This window comes from Herbinix luporum (assembly GCF_900070325.1).
Taxonomy (GTDB): Bacteria; Bacillota; Clostridia; order Lachnospirales; family Lachnospiraceae; genus Mobilitalea; species Mobilitalea luporum.
On the sequence record NZ_LN879430.1, the window covers coordinates 373,912 to 391,237 of the forward strand.

Consider the following 17,326-nt stretch of genomic DNA (forward strand, 5'->3'; position numbering starts at 1 on the left):
AGGTTGGAAATGGCTGTAAACGCCGCGGCTATATATAGAGATAATAAAATTTTAACAGCAACACCGGCAGAATTAACGTTAATGTTATATGAGGGTGCAATCAAGTTTTGTAATATAGCATTGATGGCTATAGAAAAGGATGATATTGTAAAGGCTAATACAAACCTACAAAAAGCTCAGAAAATCATATTAGAACTTAGAGCAACTTTAGACTTTAATTACTCTGTAGCTAATCAGTTTGATATGGTGTATGATTATATATATAGAAGATTAGTGGAGAGTAATATTAAGAAAGATAAAGAAATTTTGGAAGAGGCATTAGGCTATATTAGGGAAATGCGTGATACATGGAAAGAAGTAATGAAACAGGCTAAGTAACCAAAGGAGCAAGGGATGGAATTAAACGATAACAATAAGAAAACCTATATTCAGATAATAATTGATTCACTGAATAAGAAATATAAAGTTTTAAATGAAGTAATGCAAATTACAAGCAGACAAAAAGCCATAATTGATGCTGATAGTTTTGATGAGGGTTTATTTATGGAAACTATATCTTTGAAGCAGGAACAAATAGACAAACTCTCAGAACTTGATCGAGGCTTCGAGCTGGTGTATGATCGCATAAGGGAAGATTTAAAAACAAACAGTAAGGAGTATCAATCTGAAATTACATCCCTAAAGGAATTGGTGACCAAGATTACTGATTTAAATATTAAATTACAGGCTTTAGAGAAAAGCAATAAGCCGAAATTGGAGAGCCGTTTGGCTAACAAAAGACAATCCATAAAAAAGTCCAGACTTAGCAATCAGACTGTAACAAATTACTATAAGACTATGTCTGGCGGACAGGAAGCTCAATCCTATTTTTACGACAAAAAAAACTAAAATATTTATAATGGGTATAAAGTTTTATAAAACTTTACCGATATATATTACAAGTAAGGCACTTACTAAAAATATTTCCGGATTGGAGCGTACGGCCATGAAGGAAAAAATATAAGTGGCATGGAAGCCGCTAAATATAAAATTTCAAGGAGGAATACATATGATTATTCAACACAATATGGCAGCAGCCAACACAAATAGGCAGCTAGGTATCACAACAGGAAGACTTGCAAAATCCACAGAGAAGTTATCCTCAGGTTATAAGATTAATCGTGCAGGTGACAACGCAGCAGGATTAACTATCTCTGAGAAGATGCGTGCTCAGATTAGAGGTCTTGAGCAGGCTTCAACTAATGCTCAGGATGGTATTTCTTTAATCCAGACAGCAGAAGGTGCTCTAAATGAGACCCAGGCAATTCTTCAGAGAATGAGAGAACTGGCAGTTCAGGCTGCTAACGATACTAATGAAACTGCTGACCGTACTGCTATTAAGAAGGAATTAGATGCACTTATTGATGAAGTAGATCGTATTGCAGGTCAGACTGAATTCAACAAGCAGAGACTTCTTGACGGAACTTTTAAGAAAGACGGTGGCAAAGAGCTTAATATTCAGGTAGGAGCAAATGCAGAACAAAAAATATCATTTAATATTGAAAGCATGACTGCAGCTGCATTGAATTTAAAAAGTGATACTGATCCAGAAACTGAGCCAGTAACTGAGCCAGAAACTGAGCCAGAAACTGAGCCAGAAACTGAGCCAGAAACTGAGCCAGAAACTGAGCCAGTAACTGAGCCAGAAACTGATCCAGTAACTGATTCCAACATATTAGTTAAAGTGGATAGCTTTAAAAATGCAGAGGCTGCTATTACTACAATTCAAGAAGCACTTGATGCAGTATCTGCAGCTAGATCAGATTTAGGTGCTATACAGAATAGATTAGAGCACACAATTGCTAATGCAGATAATACTGCTGAGAACTTACAAGCAGCTGAGTCCCGTATCCGTGACGTTGATATGGCTAAAGAAATGGTTAAGTTCGCTAAGGATACTATTCTTCAGCAGGCAGCACAATCTATGCTTGCTCAGGCTAATCAACAGACTCAGGGTGTACTTGCATTATTGCAGTAATATACTGCTATATATGTATATAAAAGGGCTGACGTTTGTCAGTCCTTTTATTGTATCTCATACAATAAAACCACCTGCTATGCAGGTGGAACACATCAGCTTTAGCTTCAAGAAAATACCTCCAGTGTTATAATAAGTGTAGGTTCGCCAACCACACAAAATAACAAAGGAGGTAATCCAGTTGGATATGAATAGTTTATCACATACCAAGTGGGAATGTAAGTACCATATAGTATTTGCACCAAAGTATAGAAGATAAGTAATTTATGGAAAGATTAAAAAAGACGTTGCAAATATATTAAGTACGCTTTGTAAAAGGAAAGGCGTAGAAATTATAGAAGCCGAATGCTGTAGGGATCATATACATATGTTGGTGAGAATTCCACCAAGTATAAGTGTGTCGAGTTTTATGGGTTACTTAAAAGGTAAAAGCTCATTGATGATATTTGATAGACATGCGAATCTAAAATATAAATATGGTAACCGACATTTCTGGTGTAGAGGTAAGCCCTTTAGGGCTAGTCCGAGAATAAGGTGCGGCTGGCGAACTTATTCAGAGAGTCTTTAGACTCATGCCGGTACCAGCCCTTATAGGGCTGAGCAAACCACCGGCTAAGCCGGTGGTTATGATTATACCTATAATCAGTAAAAGATATATAAGATTAGAATCTCTATAAAATACCATGCATTTTTGTATACTAGGTGTATTAAAATAAAAATAATTCTGTCGATATATAATATGATAGGAAATATAGAATACATATATATTAAAGACTTAAATAAGCTTATGAAAACAATTGTGAGAAATCAATTAAAAATATTTTGAGAGGAAATAGATGATATCAATATGTATAATTGTAAAGAATGAAGAAAAATTACTTAATCTATGTTTAAAGCATCTCATCCCATTAAACTACGAAATAGTTGTTGTAGATACAGGGTCTACTGATGGGACTAAGGATGTTGCTATAAATTATACAGACAAAGTATATGATTATCCATGGAATCAAGATTTTTCAGCTGCGAGAAACTTTGCAATAAGTAAAGCAAGTAATGACTATATATTTATGATTGACAGTGATGAGATATTAGCTTCATGTGATAAAAAAGAGCTGGAGACATATATTCAAAGATATCCTGATGGTATAGGTAGAGTAATGATTATTAGCGAATATTATCGAGATAATGAAAAATATAGTGTAAAAAATCAAGTTAGCAGGATCTTTTCTAAAAAGAAATACTGTTACCAGGGTCGTATTCATGAGCAGGTAGTACCAATAGAGGGTGAAATTGCTACAATATATGATGCTCCAATCCGTATTTATCATCGAGGATATGATGGGGATTTGGAGACAAGGCGAAAAAAGACTGAACGGAATATTAGCTTATTGAAGAAAGAATTAGAAGATAAGGGTGATGACCCGTATATCCTATATCAATTAGGAAAATCCTATTATATGCAGGAAGACTATTTTGCCTCCTGTGAGGTGTTTAGTAAGGCACTATATTTCGATTTGGATCCAAATCTTGAATATGTGCAGGATATGGTAGAAAGCTACGGATATGCCCTTCTTAATTCACAGCAATATGAAACTGCCATGCAGTTATTAGGGGTGTATGATGAATTTGCTGTAAATGCTGATTTTCTATATCTTATGGGATTAATCTATATGAATAATGCAATGTTTACAGAAGCTATAGGTGAATTTATTAAAGCAAGTCAGATGAAAGTATATAAGATGGACGGTGTAAATAGTTACCGGGCATATTATAATATTGGAGTTGTTTATGAATGCTTAGGACTTGTGGATAAAGCTATAAAATATTATAAGAAGTGTGGAAATTATAGTCTAGCTGTTAAACGATTGAATACTTTAGTATACGATTAATTAACATTAATTAGAGAAAAAGAGTGGTGTGATATGTATATTAACGATAAAAAAAATTATTGTCATTATTAATTACAATTTTAGAAGCATTAGATTGTATTCTTGATAACGGAGACGGATGGGAAGAATATGTAACCCTATGTGTCGAAGCTTTAGAAGCAATCTGTGGATTTATAGATAAAAAAGATAAGAGTATTAGTTTAGATATATTAAGTAAGGATATTAGACTTTTAAGAGAAATTAATTTATCAGAAGGAATGAAAAAGTCTGTAAAAAATATAATAAAACAAGTAATAGATGATATCTTATATCAAGCCCGTGTTATAAAGGCTAAGAAAAACAGATGGAGGGCTGTTTTTTTACCATATAATGCTTCTATGTGGACATCCTTAGTAAGGGTTCTGTTAACTAAGTATGAAGAAAATGAGATCTGAAAGACTTTTGGTAAATAAGCAATGAAAAATGCCTACAAATGGAAATGCCAAAAGTAAAATAACACAAAAAACAGCGGTACGCAAGCATTTAAGAAACAATTAAGGCAGCACAAATAGTCCTGGCGTGATCCAGGACAGAAAGAACCTTGAAATCTGAATATTACTCAAGCAACCAAAAGCCAGAAGAGCCGTTCTTTTTCCGAGTATTCAATACCTGCAACCTGAGCTGGTGTTAGACCATTAAGGCTGGAATGAGGTCGGATGAAATTGTAAAAGAAAATATATGTAGCAATAATCCGATTGGCGGATTCAAATGAATTGAAACCTCTTTTAGGTTTATACCAAGCCTTGAATTGTCCGTTAAAAGCCTCTAGGACGTTATTGTTTATTAAGTCATCAAAGTCTTCAACACGGATATGTTCTACTTGAGGAAAGAACAATGAAGCTGGCTGCTGATAAGCATAATAGCGGTCAGAAATCACTGCATAGCGAGGTTGTCCAAATTTTCTTCTGCAGTTAGCTAAAAGGGCATGTGCAGAATTAGAGTCACGATTAGGTGAAAGGTGAAAATCAAGAACTAACCTAGTTTCGGCATCAAGAGCAAGCCAAAGGTAATAATCTTTACCAGAAATTTTAATATATGTTTCATCAAAATGCCATTCATCTGAGTCACAAAGGTTAATTTTAGAAAGCCGATCATCAGCAATCATCTTAAATATAGGTGCAAATCGCTTAACCCATTTAGAAATGGTGACATGAGAAACTTTAACCTGATGAACCATATATAAGGTTTGGGCAACTTTACGAGTAGTTGAGTTATCACAAAAATAGTAATTCAAGGCACAAAGTACAATAAAGAGTGGATGTCGCATACCCTTAAAAGAAAAATTTTGAGGCTTAAATTCAGAAGAAGGAAGCTTTACATTAATCAGCTTAGGAACTTTAAAAGAATGATTGCATTTTTTATCAGAGCAACGGAAGTTTGAGTAATAAGTATAGTCATGATGAAGAAAAGTTGATTTACCACAAGCGGGGCAATCAGGGTATTTCCTTTGACGTCTGGAACGCATATTGAAGGAAGGGTTATCAGGTGCAAACTGACGTTTACATTGTTTACACTGATATTTTTGAAATCCCTCATTATCCTTGCCAAAACGGTAAAGATTTTTTGAAAAACATCTTGGACATACGACATTTAATGGTATAATAGCCATGAGACCTAAGCACTCCTTTCTGGGAGGTAATGGTGATTTGGCAATTTCCATTATACCAGAAGTGTTTCAGGTCTCATTTTCATTTTTAAGTTAACAGAACATTTATTTGTATTAGGAGAAGGTGCTAAAAGTAAAAAAATATATGGTATATGTGGTTATGTTATGACAAATCGTCAGGAAAAGACAGATCTTCAATTAATTTTATTGAGGGTTATAGAAAATCAGAATAAGTTAAGCAGTATCGATCTTATACGTTACATAGAAAACAATATAAATCATAGGGTTCTTTCGTCTTGTGGAGTCAGACAAAATGTTACAGTTCTTTACGAATTGTTAGGATATCGTACTGGTAAATTGAATCACTATTATAGATTAGCCGATAAAGATGAATATAAAGTAGCCATTATTAATAAAAAAAATATAATACCTGGTAAACCAGGAAACTACAAACTAAAACATATAACTTCCTTCGTGGAGCTAAGTAATTTAATTGATTTAAAAAAATATAAGAATATGGTTCCATATAAAGATGAATGGTGCATAAGGCACCGTTATTATGAGAGTCAAATTCATAAATATAAGGTTTACGTAATAGATAAAGGAAATCATATTTATGATTCTTTAATTGTTATGAGGGAAATTGAAATTAGAGGAACAAAAATTTGCAAAATTGTAGATTTTGTAGGGATAGATGAAGATATAGCAGGGCTATATTCGTTCATTGATGATATGATGAAACAAAATGGTTATGAATATATAGAATTTTATAATTTAGGGATTTCAAAAGATATAATGAAAGCAGCGGGGTTTGTTTTAAGGTCAGATAGTGATAATAATATTATTCCAAGGCTCTTTGAGCCTTTTGTGCAGGAAAATAAAGATATTTATTACTTTGCTAATGATTTTGACAGCCTACATATGTACTGTGGAGATGCTGATCAAGATAGAGCAAACAAGCTTTAAAATAAATTATAGAATATTAGTTAAGCAATTATAAGGTATATCCGATAAATATATTAAGAGGAAAATATTGTTATACAATGACGGCTTGCTACGATGAACATAATATACTGTATTGATATAGGATTAATAAACGGAGGTAGCATAAAATGAGATATTGCAAAAATGTTTTAAAGATTATCTTTCCATTGGTAATGATGTTGCTCCTGTTTTTTTTACCAGCTAATGATACAGCCTACGGAGCATCTTCTGTGACCATAGACACAGTAGATTATAAGGAAGAAAATATCATAGTCAACAATAAGGGCAATTCAAGAATTTACTTTGCCACTGAAAATGAAGCTGCAAGAAATTCATGGGAAGTAATTCCTGCAGATGATAATGAGGATGATACTACATCTATCGATTTTTCTTGGGTGTCGCCTACAAGCGATCAGGTTATTGTTATAAAAGGTGAAGACAATGTTCAAAGAAGAGTCACTTTAAAAGCAAGGGCAAAAAGGCTAGAAGTTTCCATCAGTTATGATAAGATAAGCAGCCTTAAAAAATCAGATAACATTGCAAAGTTATTAAATATCATGTCTTCTGCAGGTACAGGAGATGATCCTATAAATTATTACGACCTAGAGTGGAAAAAAGGTGAAAACGGATCATGGAAAGATACATCCACTCTTACGGTTGCCCAGCTTGAAAAGCTGCAGGTTAAAGGTGCCGACTTGTATTTTAGAATTAAGGCCGAAAATGATGTAACCCAAGGTACAAATTATCCTGATGGTACTAAAGGTAGACGGGTTAGCAAGGAAGTTAGGTTAAAGATTGCTAAGAAAGCCTCTCCCGCTACAGTAGGAGTAAACGGAGAAAAATTTACAGCCCAGATTAAGTATGGTAAGGAATACCGTGTTACCTATGATGGGAAAACCGGCTCCTGGGTTAAAGTTACCAATAAATCCATAAGGGAGCTGGCTTTAGCTGATATTTTAAAGAACGGCATGGACGGATTAACACCGGAGACTAGATTCCCTGCCATGCTTATAGAGGTAAGGGATTATGCTACGGCAAATAGAGCTGCTTCAAAAATATCTGAAATATCACTTAAAGAACAAAGAGTCTTAAGCGGACAGATAATAGAAGATACTGTGGCAAGTACCGATGAGGCAGACCCTAATATCTACATATCCTATAACAGTTCCGCCAGTATATCAGTTACCATTCCTTCTGCCTCAAAGGATAATCCATATCAGTACAGCATAGTAAAGCCCGGTGAAAATTTTGATATCAGCAGAGCATCTTGGACTACTATATCAAAAAGTTCGGCTGTCAGAATACTTGCCAGCAGGGCCCCTGAAGGAAGTCATTTATATATTAGGCAGAAAGAAATTAAGTCAAAGGCTGCCACCAAAACTACCCCTGCGGTGGATTTTGAATTAGCATCAACCTATTTAAAATACAAGGTAGAATATCCTACGGGACCTAAGATTGATGAAAAGAGTTTTACTTTCGTAAAGGGAATTACAGAAGAGATTTCCTTTAATATTAGGCTAAATAAAATCGGAAAGCTTCCTTTTGAAACTAAGATTAAATCCATCAAGTATGGCAGCAGGGAACTGAATTTTACCTGCACACCGGATAAGATAGAAGCCACAGATCCTAATGTGGAATATACCATGAAAGTTTCCCTAGATGTAAACACTTTAAATAGTATGCCTAACAGCTATAGCAGAGCTCTTAATATTACTTTTGAAAATGGTACCCTAGACAAAACATCTGTAAAACTAGCAATACAAAATCCAACCCCTGCTACTGCATTAACAACTACAATTACTAAAGGTAAAACGACAGGTAGCACATCTGTTAGGGTGATAAGTTCCATTCGCCAAGGTAATCAATTGGTATATACTATAACAGATACTAAGGTAGAAGGGCTTCATATAGAAAATGTTATTAATGATGGTATAGGATTCGTACAAGATCAAGATATAACTGTTTCAGCAGGTAAATATCTGACAGTATATGAGATTAATTCGGATACTAAGAAGGTTGTAAGATATAGATGTATTCAGATTACATCCCAACACATTTCTTAGTATAAATATTAGGGGTGACCTTATTTGACTGAAAAAATAAAATTTATTTTTGAACAAAATATAAGCCTGCTTCAACAATTAGATAGGGCTGTCTGCTATTTTAGAAAGCAGCAGCATGATTTAGCCCTAGGAATAGTTGCGGATTCCATGGATTTAATAAATAATTCTATTGAAGCAATTATAACTGATAGTGAGTATTTTAACTTGGTATCAACAGATTCTGTATTGGGAATGTTAAGTTCTATCCTAGATTCTTATAAAAGGAAAGACTACATCCTTCTTGCAGATTTGCTAGAAATTAAGCTAATAAGCTTCATAAACAAGGTTCAGGAGCATATTATTGGCAAGGAGGAGATAGCCTTTGATAAAGACCGGTACCAGGAAAATCTTAACTGGCTTATTAAACATAGTGTCGGTATTGATAGGTTAATAGATTATCCCATGGACCCACAGTTACTACTTAAAGAAGGTTACAGAGTGGAGTTTAGCTTTGGTGGTTTAATGACTCTTGTGGCTGAGAATAATAATAGCCAGTTTTATTTTCATACTAACGGCAGGATAACATTTGAAGCTCTTATGCTGGCAAAACATTGGTATAAAAAAGAAGCCAGTAGATATATTCTGTACGGGCTTGGTTTTGGATATCATATTCGGGAGCTTCTTGCCATAAGCCCTAGGTCTAATATAACCGTATACGAAAGTGATTTAAATGTTATAATGTTGGCATGTGCTTTTGCTAATATAAAAGATATATTTGCCAGTGGCAGAGTGGATCTTATATATGATCCGGATTATATTTGGCTGGGTGAAAGATTGCGTAATTTGTCTAAAAAGGAAAGCTTCTGTGTCCACTATCCTTCTTTTCAGAATATAAGAAATGATATGGGAATAAAATTAACAGAAAGTTATGTATCTTGGTCTAAAAATATTTAATTCTGTTGATACTTATGTTAGTTAGATTCGGTTATAAAGGAGGGCTTTATATGATATTTTTCCTAATTGCACTATTTGTATTTTTACTGGATTGGAATATAAAAAATTACATTGAAGATAAGTTCCATATGGGTAAAAGGAAAGATATTTTTAATGGCAAAGTCACCATAAAGAAGCAATATAACAGTGGATTTTGCCTAAATTTTCTGGATAATAAGAAGGAACTGGTTAAAAAGGTAACAGCCATAGTCTTTGGTGTTTTAGCTTTGGCTTATGTAATAATTATTCCAGGTAAGCATAAGTCTATGAAAAAGCTAGGCCTATCCCTATGTCTAGGGGGTGCAGCCAGTAATGTTTTAGATCGTTTTAAGAGAGGTTATGTTATAGATTATTTCACCATAAACATAAAACCTATTAAAAATATTGTTTTCAATCTGGCTGATATATTTATATTTATCGGTTCCTTTATTACTTTTTTAACCTCCTTATCCGATGGATCAAGCATTCACCCCAATATCGAAGAATAAAAAAATGCAGTCATTTAAAGACTGCATTTTCTTATAAGTATACATAAATTGTATTTCCATTTTATTATTTTCCCGGTGAACACAGTTTGGTCACAGAATTTTTAGAACAATTTTATTGATTTATAATGATACAATAAGTATAATGAGATATATTGTGAAAGAATGTTTGAATCTTATAATTTTTTATAGATTTGCATGAAAATAGAAGATGGAGGATTTAATGGAAAATAAAAATGACAACAAGCAGAACAAAAATGGTTTACCAAATAAAAGCTTTATAATTATTACTTTGCTATCTGCTTTATTTCTCTGGTATATGATTTCCTTTGTACAAAGGCAAATAGAGGAAAGCACCAATATTGAAAAGGCCTATAATGAATTTATCTATATGCTTGAAAATGATCAGTTAAAAGAGGTTTTTTTCGTTGATGACAAAATCAAGTTTGTCCCTAAGGAACAACCTAACAATTACGATATAACTTACTATACCGGTAATTTATATGACCAAGAGTTATATGATAAGTTGTATGAGGCTTACAAACGAGACGGACTTGAATATAATCGGAAGCCTGTAAATAACAAGACCACTATATTTGAAACTATATTGTCTATGTTGCTTCCCTTTATACTTATTTATATAGTAATGTGGTTTCTCTTTAAGGCCATATCAAAGAACAGCGGCGGTGTTATGGGCATAGGAAAAAGTAATGCTAAAGTATATGTGGAAAAGACCACCGGTGTTACTTTTAAGGATGTGGCAGGTCAAGAAGAAGCAAAAGAATCTCTTACTGAGATTGTAGATTTTCTTCATAATCCCGCAAAGTATACCCGTATCGGTGCTAAGCTTCCCAAAGGTGCCTTGCTGGTAGGACCTCCCGGAACAGGTAAAACCCTTCTTGCTAAGGCGGTAGCCGGTGAAGCTAAAGTTCCCTTTTTCTCTTTATCTGGATCTGACTTTGTGGAAATGTTTGTCGGTGTAGGTGCTTCTAGGGTAAGGGATCTATTTAAGCAGGCTCAAGACTCGGCTCCTTGTATTATTTTTATTGATGAAATTGATGCAATCGGTAAAAGCAGGGATGGCCATTATGGTAATGACGAAAGGGAACAGACCTTAAACCAGCTCCTTGCCAATATGGATGGTTTTGATTCCTCAAAAGGTTTGGTTGTCCTTGGTGCAACTAACCGACCGGAGGTACTTGATAAGGCCCTTCTTCGTCCCGGAAGATTTGACCGTCGTATTATAGTTGATAAACCGGATTTAAAGGGTAGAATAGATATATTAAAAGTTCATGCTAAGAACGTACTTATGCATGATTCTGTAGATTTAGAAGCTATAGCCAGGGCTACCAGCGGTGCGGTGGGTTCTGATCTTGCCAATATGATCAATGAAGCTGCGATTCTTGCCGTAAAGCAAGGACGTACCGTAGTAACCCAGGAAGATTTATTTGAATCTGTGGAAGTGGTTATAGCAGGTAAAGAAAAGAAAGATAGGATTTTAAGTAAGGAAGAAAAACGAATTGTAGCATATCATGAGGTAGGCCACGCCTTGGTTACAGCCCTTGAAAAGCATTCAGAGCCTGTACAAAAGATTACTATTGTACCTAGAACAATGGGATCTTTAGGCTATGTTATGCAGGTACCTGAAGAAGAAAAATACCTTATGAGTAAGGATGAAATGCTTACCAGAATTGTTACCTTCTTTGGAGGAAGGGCGGCGGAAGAATTGGTATTTGGCTCAGTTACTACCGGTGCCTCCAATGATATTGAGCAGGCAACTGCCCTGGCAAGGTCTATGGTTACTCAGTATGGTATGTCTGACAAATTCGGCCTTATGGGACTAGAGTCCATAGAAAACAGGTATCTAGACGGAAGACCGGTTCTAAATTGCAGTGATCAAACTGCCGGAGAGATTGATAAGGAAGTAATGAAAATCCTTAAGGAATGTTATGATAGAGCAAAGATGTTACTTTCCCAGAATCGTGAAGTATTAGATAAGATTGCAGAATACCTTATAGCCAAAGAAACCATAACCGGTGAAGAATTTATGAATCTTTATCGTGAAGTTAAGGGCGAGGATCTTATAAAGGCTGATACAGACCAAAAGAAAGATGATGTTAGGGATGATGTCAGCAAGGAAGAGATACCATCAAAGGTAAATGAAGCTGAAGATAATACTAAGGAAGAAAGTGTATCAGAAACTGATAAAATTGATTTAAATAATAATTCGGTAGAAAAAAGCATTTCAGAAGCTGATAAAGATGATACGACTGTAGAATAGCCTGCTAAGTGCAAAAGTATAATTAATCAGATTATTTATAGGAAGATAGGTCTGCCTATTCCATAAGGATGGGCAGGCCATTTTTCATTATATATTTGGTTGCATTTAGCTATTATCTTATATAAAATAAAGACGAATGGGAGTGATTATATCCATATGTTTAATATAGAAGAAGAACTAAAAATGCTTCCCGATAAGCCGGGAGTATATATTATGAAAGATAAAGCTGATAATATAATTTATGTGGGAAAGGCTATTGTTCTTAAAAACAGAGTAAGGCAGTATTTTCAAAACAGTCGCAATCACACTGTCAAGATAAAACGTATGGTTGAGAATATTGACCATTTTGAATATATAGTTACGGATTCGGAAGTAGAAGCCTTGGTACTGGAATGTAATCTGATTAAGGAACACAGGCCAAAATATAATACCATGCTTAAGGATGATAAGACCTACCCATATATCCGTGTAACCGTTTCAGAAGATTATCCCAGAGTCCTATTTTCTAGGCAGATGAAGAGGGATAAGTCTAAATATTTTGGTCCCTATACCAGTTCCGGAGCGGTAAAGGATATCTTAGAGCTTCTTAGAAAGATCTATAAGATTAGGACCTGTAACAGAAATCTTCCTCGGGATATCGGTAAGGAGAGACCCTGCCTCTATTATTATATGGGGCAATGTGATGCTCCCTGCCAAGGTTTTATATCCAAGGAGGAGTACGGTAAAAATATAGAGCAAGTTATTCAATTTTTAAGTGGTAATTATAATCCTGTGGTAAAGATGTTGGAAGATAGGATGCATGAAGCGGCAGCTAAGATGGAATATGAAAAAGCCGCAACCATGAGGGATCTTTTGGGAAGTGTTAGACAGATTATGAATAAGCAAAAGATTACCTATACCGATCAGGCAGACCGGGATATTATAGCCTTTGCCAGAAATAAGGATGAGGCTGTGGTTCAAACCTTCTTTATCCGGGGCGGAAAACTGATAGGAAGGGATCATTTTTATCTGACCGGTGTTGAAGATGAATCAGACAGTGGGGTAATCACCAGTTTTATCAAACAATTCTATGCCGGAACTCCTTATATTCCCAAAGAAATCTTTTTAGAAACAGAACCGGAGGAAAGTGATATTCTTAGTCGCTGGTTAAGTGAAAAAAGGGGACAGAAAGTATATATAAGGGTACCTAAAAAAGGTGAGAAGGAAAAGTTGGTTGAACTGGCCAAAAAGAATGCCATCCTTATTCTTAATAAAGATGCCGAAAAACTTAAAAGAGAAGAAGCAAGAACAACCGGTGCTCTTAAGGAACTGGCTGATTATCTGGATCTTAGCCAGATATCTAGGATAGAATCTTTTGATATATCCAACACGGCAGGATTTGCGCCGGTAGGTTCTATGGTTGTATTTGAACAGGGAAAGCCTAAAAAGTCCGACTATAGGAAATTTAAGATTAAATCTATTGAAGGATCCGATGATTACGGAGCCATGTATGAAATGCTGACCAGAAGATTTACCCATGGTATGCGGGAATTGGAGGAAATGAAGGAGAAGAACTTAGATGAATCATATGGAAGTTTTACTAAATATCCAGATTTAATTTTAATGGATGGAGGTAAGGGACAGGTAAATGTGGCCTTACGGGTTTTAGATGAGTTAAAACTTGATATAGCCGTATGTGGTATGGTAAAGGATGATAATCACCGAACCAGAGGAATATATTACCGTAACCGTGAACTTCCCATTGACAAAAGCAACGAGTTATTTAAGTTGATAACAAGAATTCAGGATGAGACACACCGTTTTGCCATAGAATATCATAGGAGTCTTCGTAAAAAGCAGCAGGTTCATTCCATCTTGGATGATATTAAGGGTATTGGGCCAACCAGAAGAAGGGCGCTTATGAAGCATTTTCAGACCTTAGATTCTATAAAAAATGCCGACATTGAAGAATTGATGAAGGTTCCTTCTATGAATAGGGCCGCTGCAGAAGAAGTCTATAACTTCTTTCATAAGCCTAAAACACAATAAGCATTTACATTGAAGTATAATTTATGTTAGAATGTGTGCAGGTTATACAAATTTGAGGTTAAAAGTTAGGAATTATTTACAAACAGAAAGAGAGGTTGAAGGGGTGTATACAGTCGATTTGGTTCAATTGATTGAGAAGATGAATTTGGAAAATTGTACTCCCGATATAGATATTAAGAGAATAAAAATATCTCAGCCGGATGTAAACAGGCCTGCTTTGCAGCTGGCGGGATTTTTTGATCACTTTGATTCTGAGCGGGTTCAAATAATCGGTTATGTAGAACATGCTTATATGCAGACCGTAAGCCTAGAGAAACGTAATGAAATTATGAGTAAGCTTATGGACTATAAGGTGCCTTGTATTGTTTTTTGCAGAAATATTGAGGTAAGCGATGAGCTGATAAAGATAGCTACCGAAAAGGAAGTGCCTATTTTAAGATCGGCTAAAACCACTTCATCCTTTATGGCTGAAGTAATAAGATGGCTAAATGTAGAACTGGCTCCAAGAATTTCTATTCATGGTGTTTTAGTAGATGTATATGGAGAAGGTATACTGATAACCGGTGAAAGCGGCATCGGAAAAAGTGAGGCTGCCCTTGAGTTGATTAAAAGAGGTCACCGTTTGGTTGCCGATGATGTGGTGGAGATTAAAAAGGTCAGTGATGAAACCCTTATCGGAACAGCTCCTGATATTACCAGACATTTTATAGAACTTAGGGGCATAGGAATTATTGATGTGAAAACCTTGTTTGGTGTAGAAAGTGTAAAAAACACACAGGGTATTGATCTTGTTATTAAGTTAGAAGAATGGAGCAGGGACAAAGACTATGACAGATTTGGTCTAGATGAGCAGCATATTGAAATTTTAGGTAATAAGGTTGTCTGTTATTCGATTCCTATCCGTCCCGGCAGGAATCTGGCCATTATCTGTGAATCTGCAGCGGTAAACCATAGACAAAAGAAGATGGGATATAATGCAGCCCAAGAATTATATCAAAGGGTTACTAATAAGATAAGAAACAGCACTAAAAAATAATTAAGATACTTATGGAGGATGATGTTGTGAAATATTGTTTTGGTGTTGACATCGGGGGAACAGGCATTAAAGTAGGATTATTTAATAGTGACGGAGTTATGTTAGATAAGTGGGTTATTGCCACAAAAAGAACCGAAGACGGCAAGGATGTTTTAAGGGATGCAGCCGCTTTTATCGAAAGTAAATTAGAAGAAAAGGCTATTTCAAAAGAGGAAGTAATAGGTATTGGTGTAGGGATACCGGGTCCGGTTAAGGATAACGGAGAGGTATTGGAACTTCCTAATCTTGGAATAGGACATTTTAATATAGAAGAAGAAATGTCCAAGATGACCGGTCTTAAGGTAAAGGCAGGTAATGATGCCAATGTAGCTGCCCTTGGGGAACAATGGATGGGAAGCGGAAAAGGTTTTGACAGTATGGTAATGGTAACCTTAGGAACCGGTGTCGGAGGAGGAATTATTTATAAGGGCAAGATTGTGGCAGGCAGCGGCGGTGCAGGAGGAGAAATAGGACACCTTCCCGTAGATTATAATGAAACATCAAGCTGCGGCTGCGGAAAGAAAGGTTGCCTTGAGCAATACGCTTCCGCTACGGGTATTGTAAGGATTGCCAAAAAATACATGCCTAATCTAGATGATATTTCGGCTAAAACTGTCTTTGATATGGCTAAAGAAGGAGATGAACTGGCCTTAAAGGTGGTGGATGAGGCTTGCAGATACTTAGGAATTGCCTTAGCTCAAGTTGCACAAACCCTAGATCCGGAGGCATTTGTTATAGGAGGCGGGGTATCTAAAGCCGGTGATATATTAATTGACCATATTAAAAAGCATTATATTCCTAATGTAATGGATGCTTTAAAGGACAGGGTGTTTATAATAGCTTCCTTAGGAAATGATGCAGGCATGTATGGATGTGCCAGACTGATATTGTCATCGGATGTCTGATAGTTGAATAAGAATTAGAAGTATTGTATGATAGCTAATGGAGGTATCATTTGGAGGATTTATTATTAAAAGAATTATATAAAATATTAAAAAAGGAACAGATTAAAATAAAGGAGCCCATGTCCCAGCATACATCTCTTCGTATAGGAGGAGAAGCAGATTATATGGTTTTTCCCTCTTGTGTTGATGAGATTAGGCAGGTGGTATTATTATGTAAGACTCATAATATTCCTTATTATATTATGGGTAACGGCAGCAATCTGTTAGTTTCTGACATGGGATATCGGGGCTTAATAATTAAACTTGCAAGCAACTTCTCTGATGTTGTAGTAAATGATGATAATACGGTCCATGCCCAAGCAGGAGTACTTTTGTCCAAGCTTTCAAGTGTTATAGCCAGGGAGGAATTAACCGGATTTGAATTTGCAGCGGGTATTCCCGGAACCCTTGGAGGTGCCGTAACTATGAATGCAGGAGCATACGGGGGAGAAATGAAACAATGCTTACTTTCTGCTAAGGTTATGGATTCTGAGGGAGAAATTTTTACCTTAGATAATGAAGGATTGAAGCTGGGATACAGAAGCAGTATCTTACAGAAGAATAATCTTTGTCTGCTGGAGGCTGTTATGAAATTTAACAAGGGAGATAAGCAGCAGATTTGGGACAAAATCCATGAGCTTAATTCTCAAAGACGCTTGAAACAGCCCTTAGATCAATTTAGTGCAGGTAGTACATTTAAACGTCCCCAAGGGTATTTTGCCGGTAAATTAATTTCCGATGCCGGCCTAAAAGGATATCAGATTGGCGGAGCTGCAGTGTCAGAAAAGCATTGTGGATTTTTAATTAATAAGGATAATGCCTCAGCAAAAGATTTTATGGCCTTAATTAAGGATGTTAGCCGCATTGTTTATGAAAAGTTTGGGGTGCGGCTTGAGCCTGAGGTGAAATTTTTAGGTAACTTTGATATGGACTAAAGAAAGGC

General features: G+C 35.7%; 15 protein-coding genes and 1 pseudogene. 15 read left to right on the forward strand and 1 reads right to left on the reverse strand.

Annotation, left to right across the window (positions count from 1 at the left end; all coding sequences use genetic code 11):
* Positions 1 to 9 precede the first annotated feature (9 nt).
* The 6 genes and pseudogenes from fliS to SD1D_RS01870 all read left to right on the forward strand — a co-directional run bounded on the left by fliS (position 10) and on the right by SD1D_RS01870 (position 4,340).
* Complete coding sequence (gene fliS, locus SD1D_RS01845; protein ID WP_058257348.1) at positions 10 to 378, forward strand: flagellar export chaperone FliS; 369 nt, start codon at positions 10 to 12, stop codon at positions 376 to 378.
* A 15-nt stretch (positions 379 to 393) separates the two neighbouring features.
* Positions 394 to 888, forward strand: a complete 495-nt coding sequence (locus SD1D_RS01850) for a hypothetical protein (RefSeq protein ID WP_058257349.1) — start codon at positions 394 to 396, stop codon at positions 886 to 888.
* Between the two features lie 160 nt (positions 889 to 1,048).
* On the forward strand, positions 1,049 to 2,017 hold the full coding sequence (locus tag SD1D_RS01855) for a flagellin N-terminal helical domain-containing protein (protein ID WP_058257350.1): 969 nt from the start codon (positions 1,049 to 1,051) through the stop codon (positions 2,015 to 2,017).
* A gap of 187 nt (positions 2,018 to 2,204) precedes the next feature.
* A pseudogene (gene tnpA, locus SD1D_RS01860) lies at positions 2,205 to 2,522 on the forward strand (IS200/IS605 family transposase); the annotation flags it as partial.
* A gap of 331 nt (positions 2,523 to 2,853) precedes the next feature.
* The gene (locus tag SD1D_RS01865; RefSeq protein ID WP_058257351.1) at positions 2,854 to 3,906 is read left to right on the forward strand and encodes a tetratricopeptide repeat-containing glycosyltransferase family 2 protein; all 1,053 of its coding nucleotides are present in this window, start codon (positions 2,854 to 2,856) and stop codon (positions 3,904 to 3,906) included.
* Positions 3,907 to 3,965: 59 nt separating this feature from the next.
* Positions 3,966 to 4,340, forward strand: a complete 375-nt coding sequence (locus SD1D_RS01870; RefSeq protein ID WP_058257352.1) for a hypothetical protein — start codon at positions 3,966 to 3,968, stop codon at positions 4,338 to 4,340.
* Between the two features lie 164 nt (positions 4,341 to 4,504).
* Here the strand turns inward: SD1D_RS01870 and SD1D_RS01875 are convergent, their stop codons facing one another.
* Positions 4,505 to 5,554: an IS6 family transposase gene (locus SD1D_RS01875; protein WP_058257353.1), complete on the reverse strand. Its 1,050-nt coding sequence runs from the start codon at positions 5,552 to 5,554 to the stop codon at positions 4,505 to 4,507.
* Between the two features lie 162 nt (positions 5,555 to 5,716).
* On the opposite strand from SD1D_RS01875, the gene SD1D_RS01880 reads away from it, so the two are divergent.
* From SD1D_RS01880 to murB, 9 genes are all read left to right on the forward strand, one after another.
* The gene (locus tag SD1D_RS01880; RefSeq protein WP_058257354.1) at positions 5,717 to 6,517 is read left to right on the forward strand and encodes a hypothetical protein; all 801 of its coding nucleotides are present in this window, start codon (positions 5,717 to 5,719) and stop codon (positions 6,515 to 6,517) included.
* A 146-nt stretch (positions 6,518 to 6,663) separates the two neighbouring features.
* The gene (locus SD1D_RS01885; RefSeq protein WP_058257355.1) at positions 6,664 to 8,598 is read left to right on the forward strand and encodes a hypothetical protein; all 1,935 of its coding nucleotides are present in this window, start codon (positions 6,664 to 6,666) and stop codon (positions 8,596 to 8,598) included.
* 24 nt (positions 8,599 to 8,622) lie between these two features.
* On the forward strand, positions 8,623 to 9,531 hold the full coding sequence (locus SD1D_RS01890; RefSeq protein ID WP_058257356.1) for a hypothetical protein: 909 nt from the start codon (positions 8,623 to 8,625) through the stop codon (positions 9,529 to 9,531).
* Positions 9,532 to 9,581: 50 nt separating this feature from the next.
* The gene (locus SD1D_RS01895) at positions 9,582 to 10,058 is read left to right on the forward strand and encodes a signal peptidase II (protein WP_058257357.1); all 477 of its coding nucleotides are present in this window, start codon (positions 9,582 to 9,584) and stop codon (positions 10,056 to 10,058) included.
* Between the two features lie 220 nt (positions 10,059 to 10,278).
* On the forward strand, positions 10,279 to 12,336 hold the full coding sequence (gene ftsH, locus SD1D_RS01900; protein WP_058257358.1) for an ATP-dependent zinc metalloprotease FtsH: 2,058 nt from the start codon (positions 10,279 to 10,281) through the stop codon (positions 12,334 to 12,336).
* Positions 12,337 to 12,492: 156 nt separating this feature from the next.
* On the forward strand, positions 12,493 to 14,364 hold the full coding sequence (gene uvrC, locus SD1D_RS01905; RefSeq protein ID WP_058257359.1) for an excinuclease ABC subunit UvrC: 1,872 nt from the start codon (positions 12,493 to 12,495) through the stop codon (positions 14,362 to 14,364).
* Between the two features lie 139 nt (positions 14,365 to 14,503).
* Positions 14,504 to 15,400 (forward strand): HPr(Ser) kinase/phosphatase, encoded by an 897-nt coding sequence (gene hprK, locus SD1D_RS01910; protein ID WP_456298562.1) that lies wholly within the window; start codon positions 14,504 to 14,506, stop codon positions 15,398 to 15,400.
* A gap of 26 nt (positions 15,401 to 15,426) precedes the next feature.
* Positions 15,427 to 16,344, forward strand: a complete 918-nt coding sequence (locus SD1D_RS01915) for an ROK family glucokinase (protein ID WP_330398625.1) — start codon at positions 15,427 to 15,429, stop codon at positions 16,342 to 16,344.
* Positions 16,345 to 16,394: 50 nt separating this feature from the next.
* Positions 16,395 to 17,318: a UDP-N-acetylmuramate dehydrogenase gene (gene murB / locus SD1D_RS01920; protein WP_058257361.1), complete on the forward strand. Its 924-nt coding sequence runs from the start codon at positions 16,395 to 16,397 to the stop codon at positions 17,316 to 17,318.
* Positions 17,319 to 17,326: the final 8 nt, after the last annotated feature.

What these genes read in the sequence shown, in the direction of transcription:
- fliS (WP_058257348.1), top strand. Translation starts at nt 10, where the DNA reads ATGGCTGTAAACGCCGCGGCTATATATAGAGATAATAAAATTTTAACA.
- SD1D_RS01850 (WP_058257349.1), top strand. Translation starts at nt 394, where the DNA reads ATGGAATTAAACGATAACAATAAGAAAACCTATATTCAGATAATAATT.
- SD1D_RS01855 (WP_058257350.1), top strand. Translation starts at nt 1,049, where the DNA reads ATGATTATTCAACACAATATGGCAGCAGCCAACACAAATAGGCAGCTA.
- SD1D_RS01865 (WP_058257351.1), top strand. Translation starts at nt 2,854, where the DNA reads ATGATATCAATATGTATAATTGTAAAGAATGAAGAAAAATTACTTAAT.
- SD1D_RS01875 (WP_058257353.1), bottom strand. Translation starts at nt 5,554, where the DNA reads ATGGCTATTATACCATTAAATGTCGTATGTCCAAGATGTTTTTCAAAA.
- SD1D_RS01880 (WP_058257354.1), top strand. Translation starts at nt 5,717, where the DNA reads ATGACAAATCGTCAGGAAAAGACAGATCTTCAATTAATTTTATTGAGG.
- SD1D_RS01885 (WP_058257355.1), top strand. Translation starts at nt 6,664, where the DNA reads ATGAGATATTGCAAAAATGTTTTAAAGATTATCTTTCCATTGGTAATG.
- SD1D_RS01895 (WP_058257357.1), top strand. Translation starts at nt 9,582, where the DNA reads ATGATATTTTTCCTAATTGCACTATTTGTATTTTTACTGGATTGGAAT.
- ftsH (WP_058257358.1), top strand. Translation starts at nt 10,279, where the DNA reads ATGGAAAATAAAAATGACAACAAGCAGAACAAAAATGGTTTACCAAAT.
- uvrC (WP_058257359.1), top strand. Translation starts at nt 12,493, where the DNA reads ATGTTTAATATAGAAGAAGAACTAAAAATGCTTCCCGATAAGCCGGGA.
- hprK (WP_456298562.1), top strand. Translation starts at nt 14,504, where the DNA reads ATGAATTTGGAAAATTGTACTCCCGATATAGATATTAAGAGAATAAAA.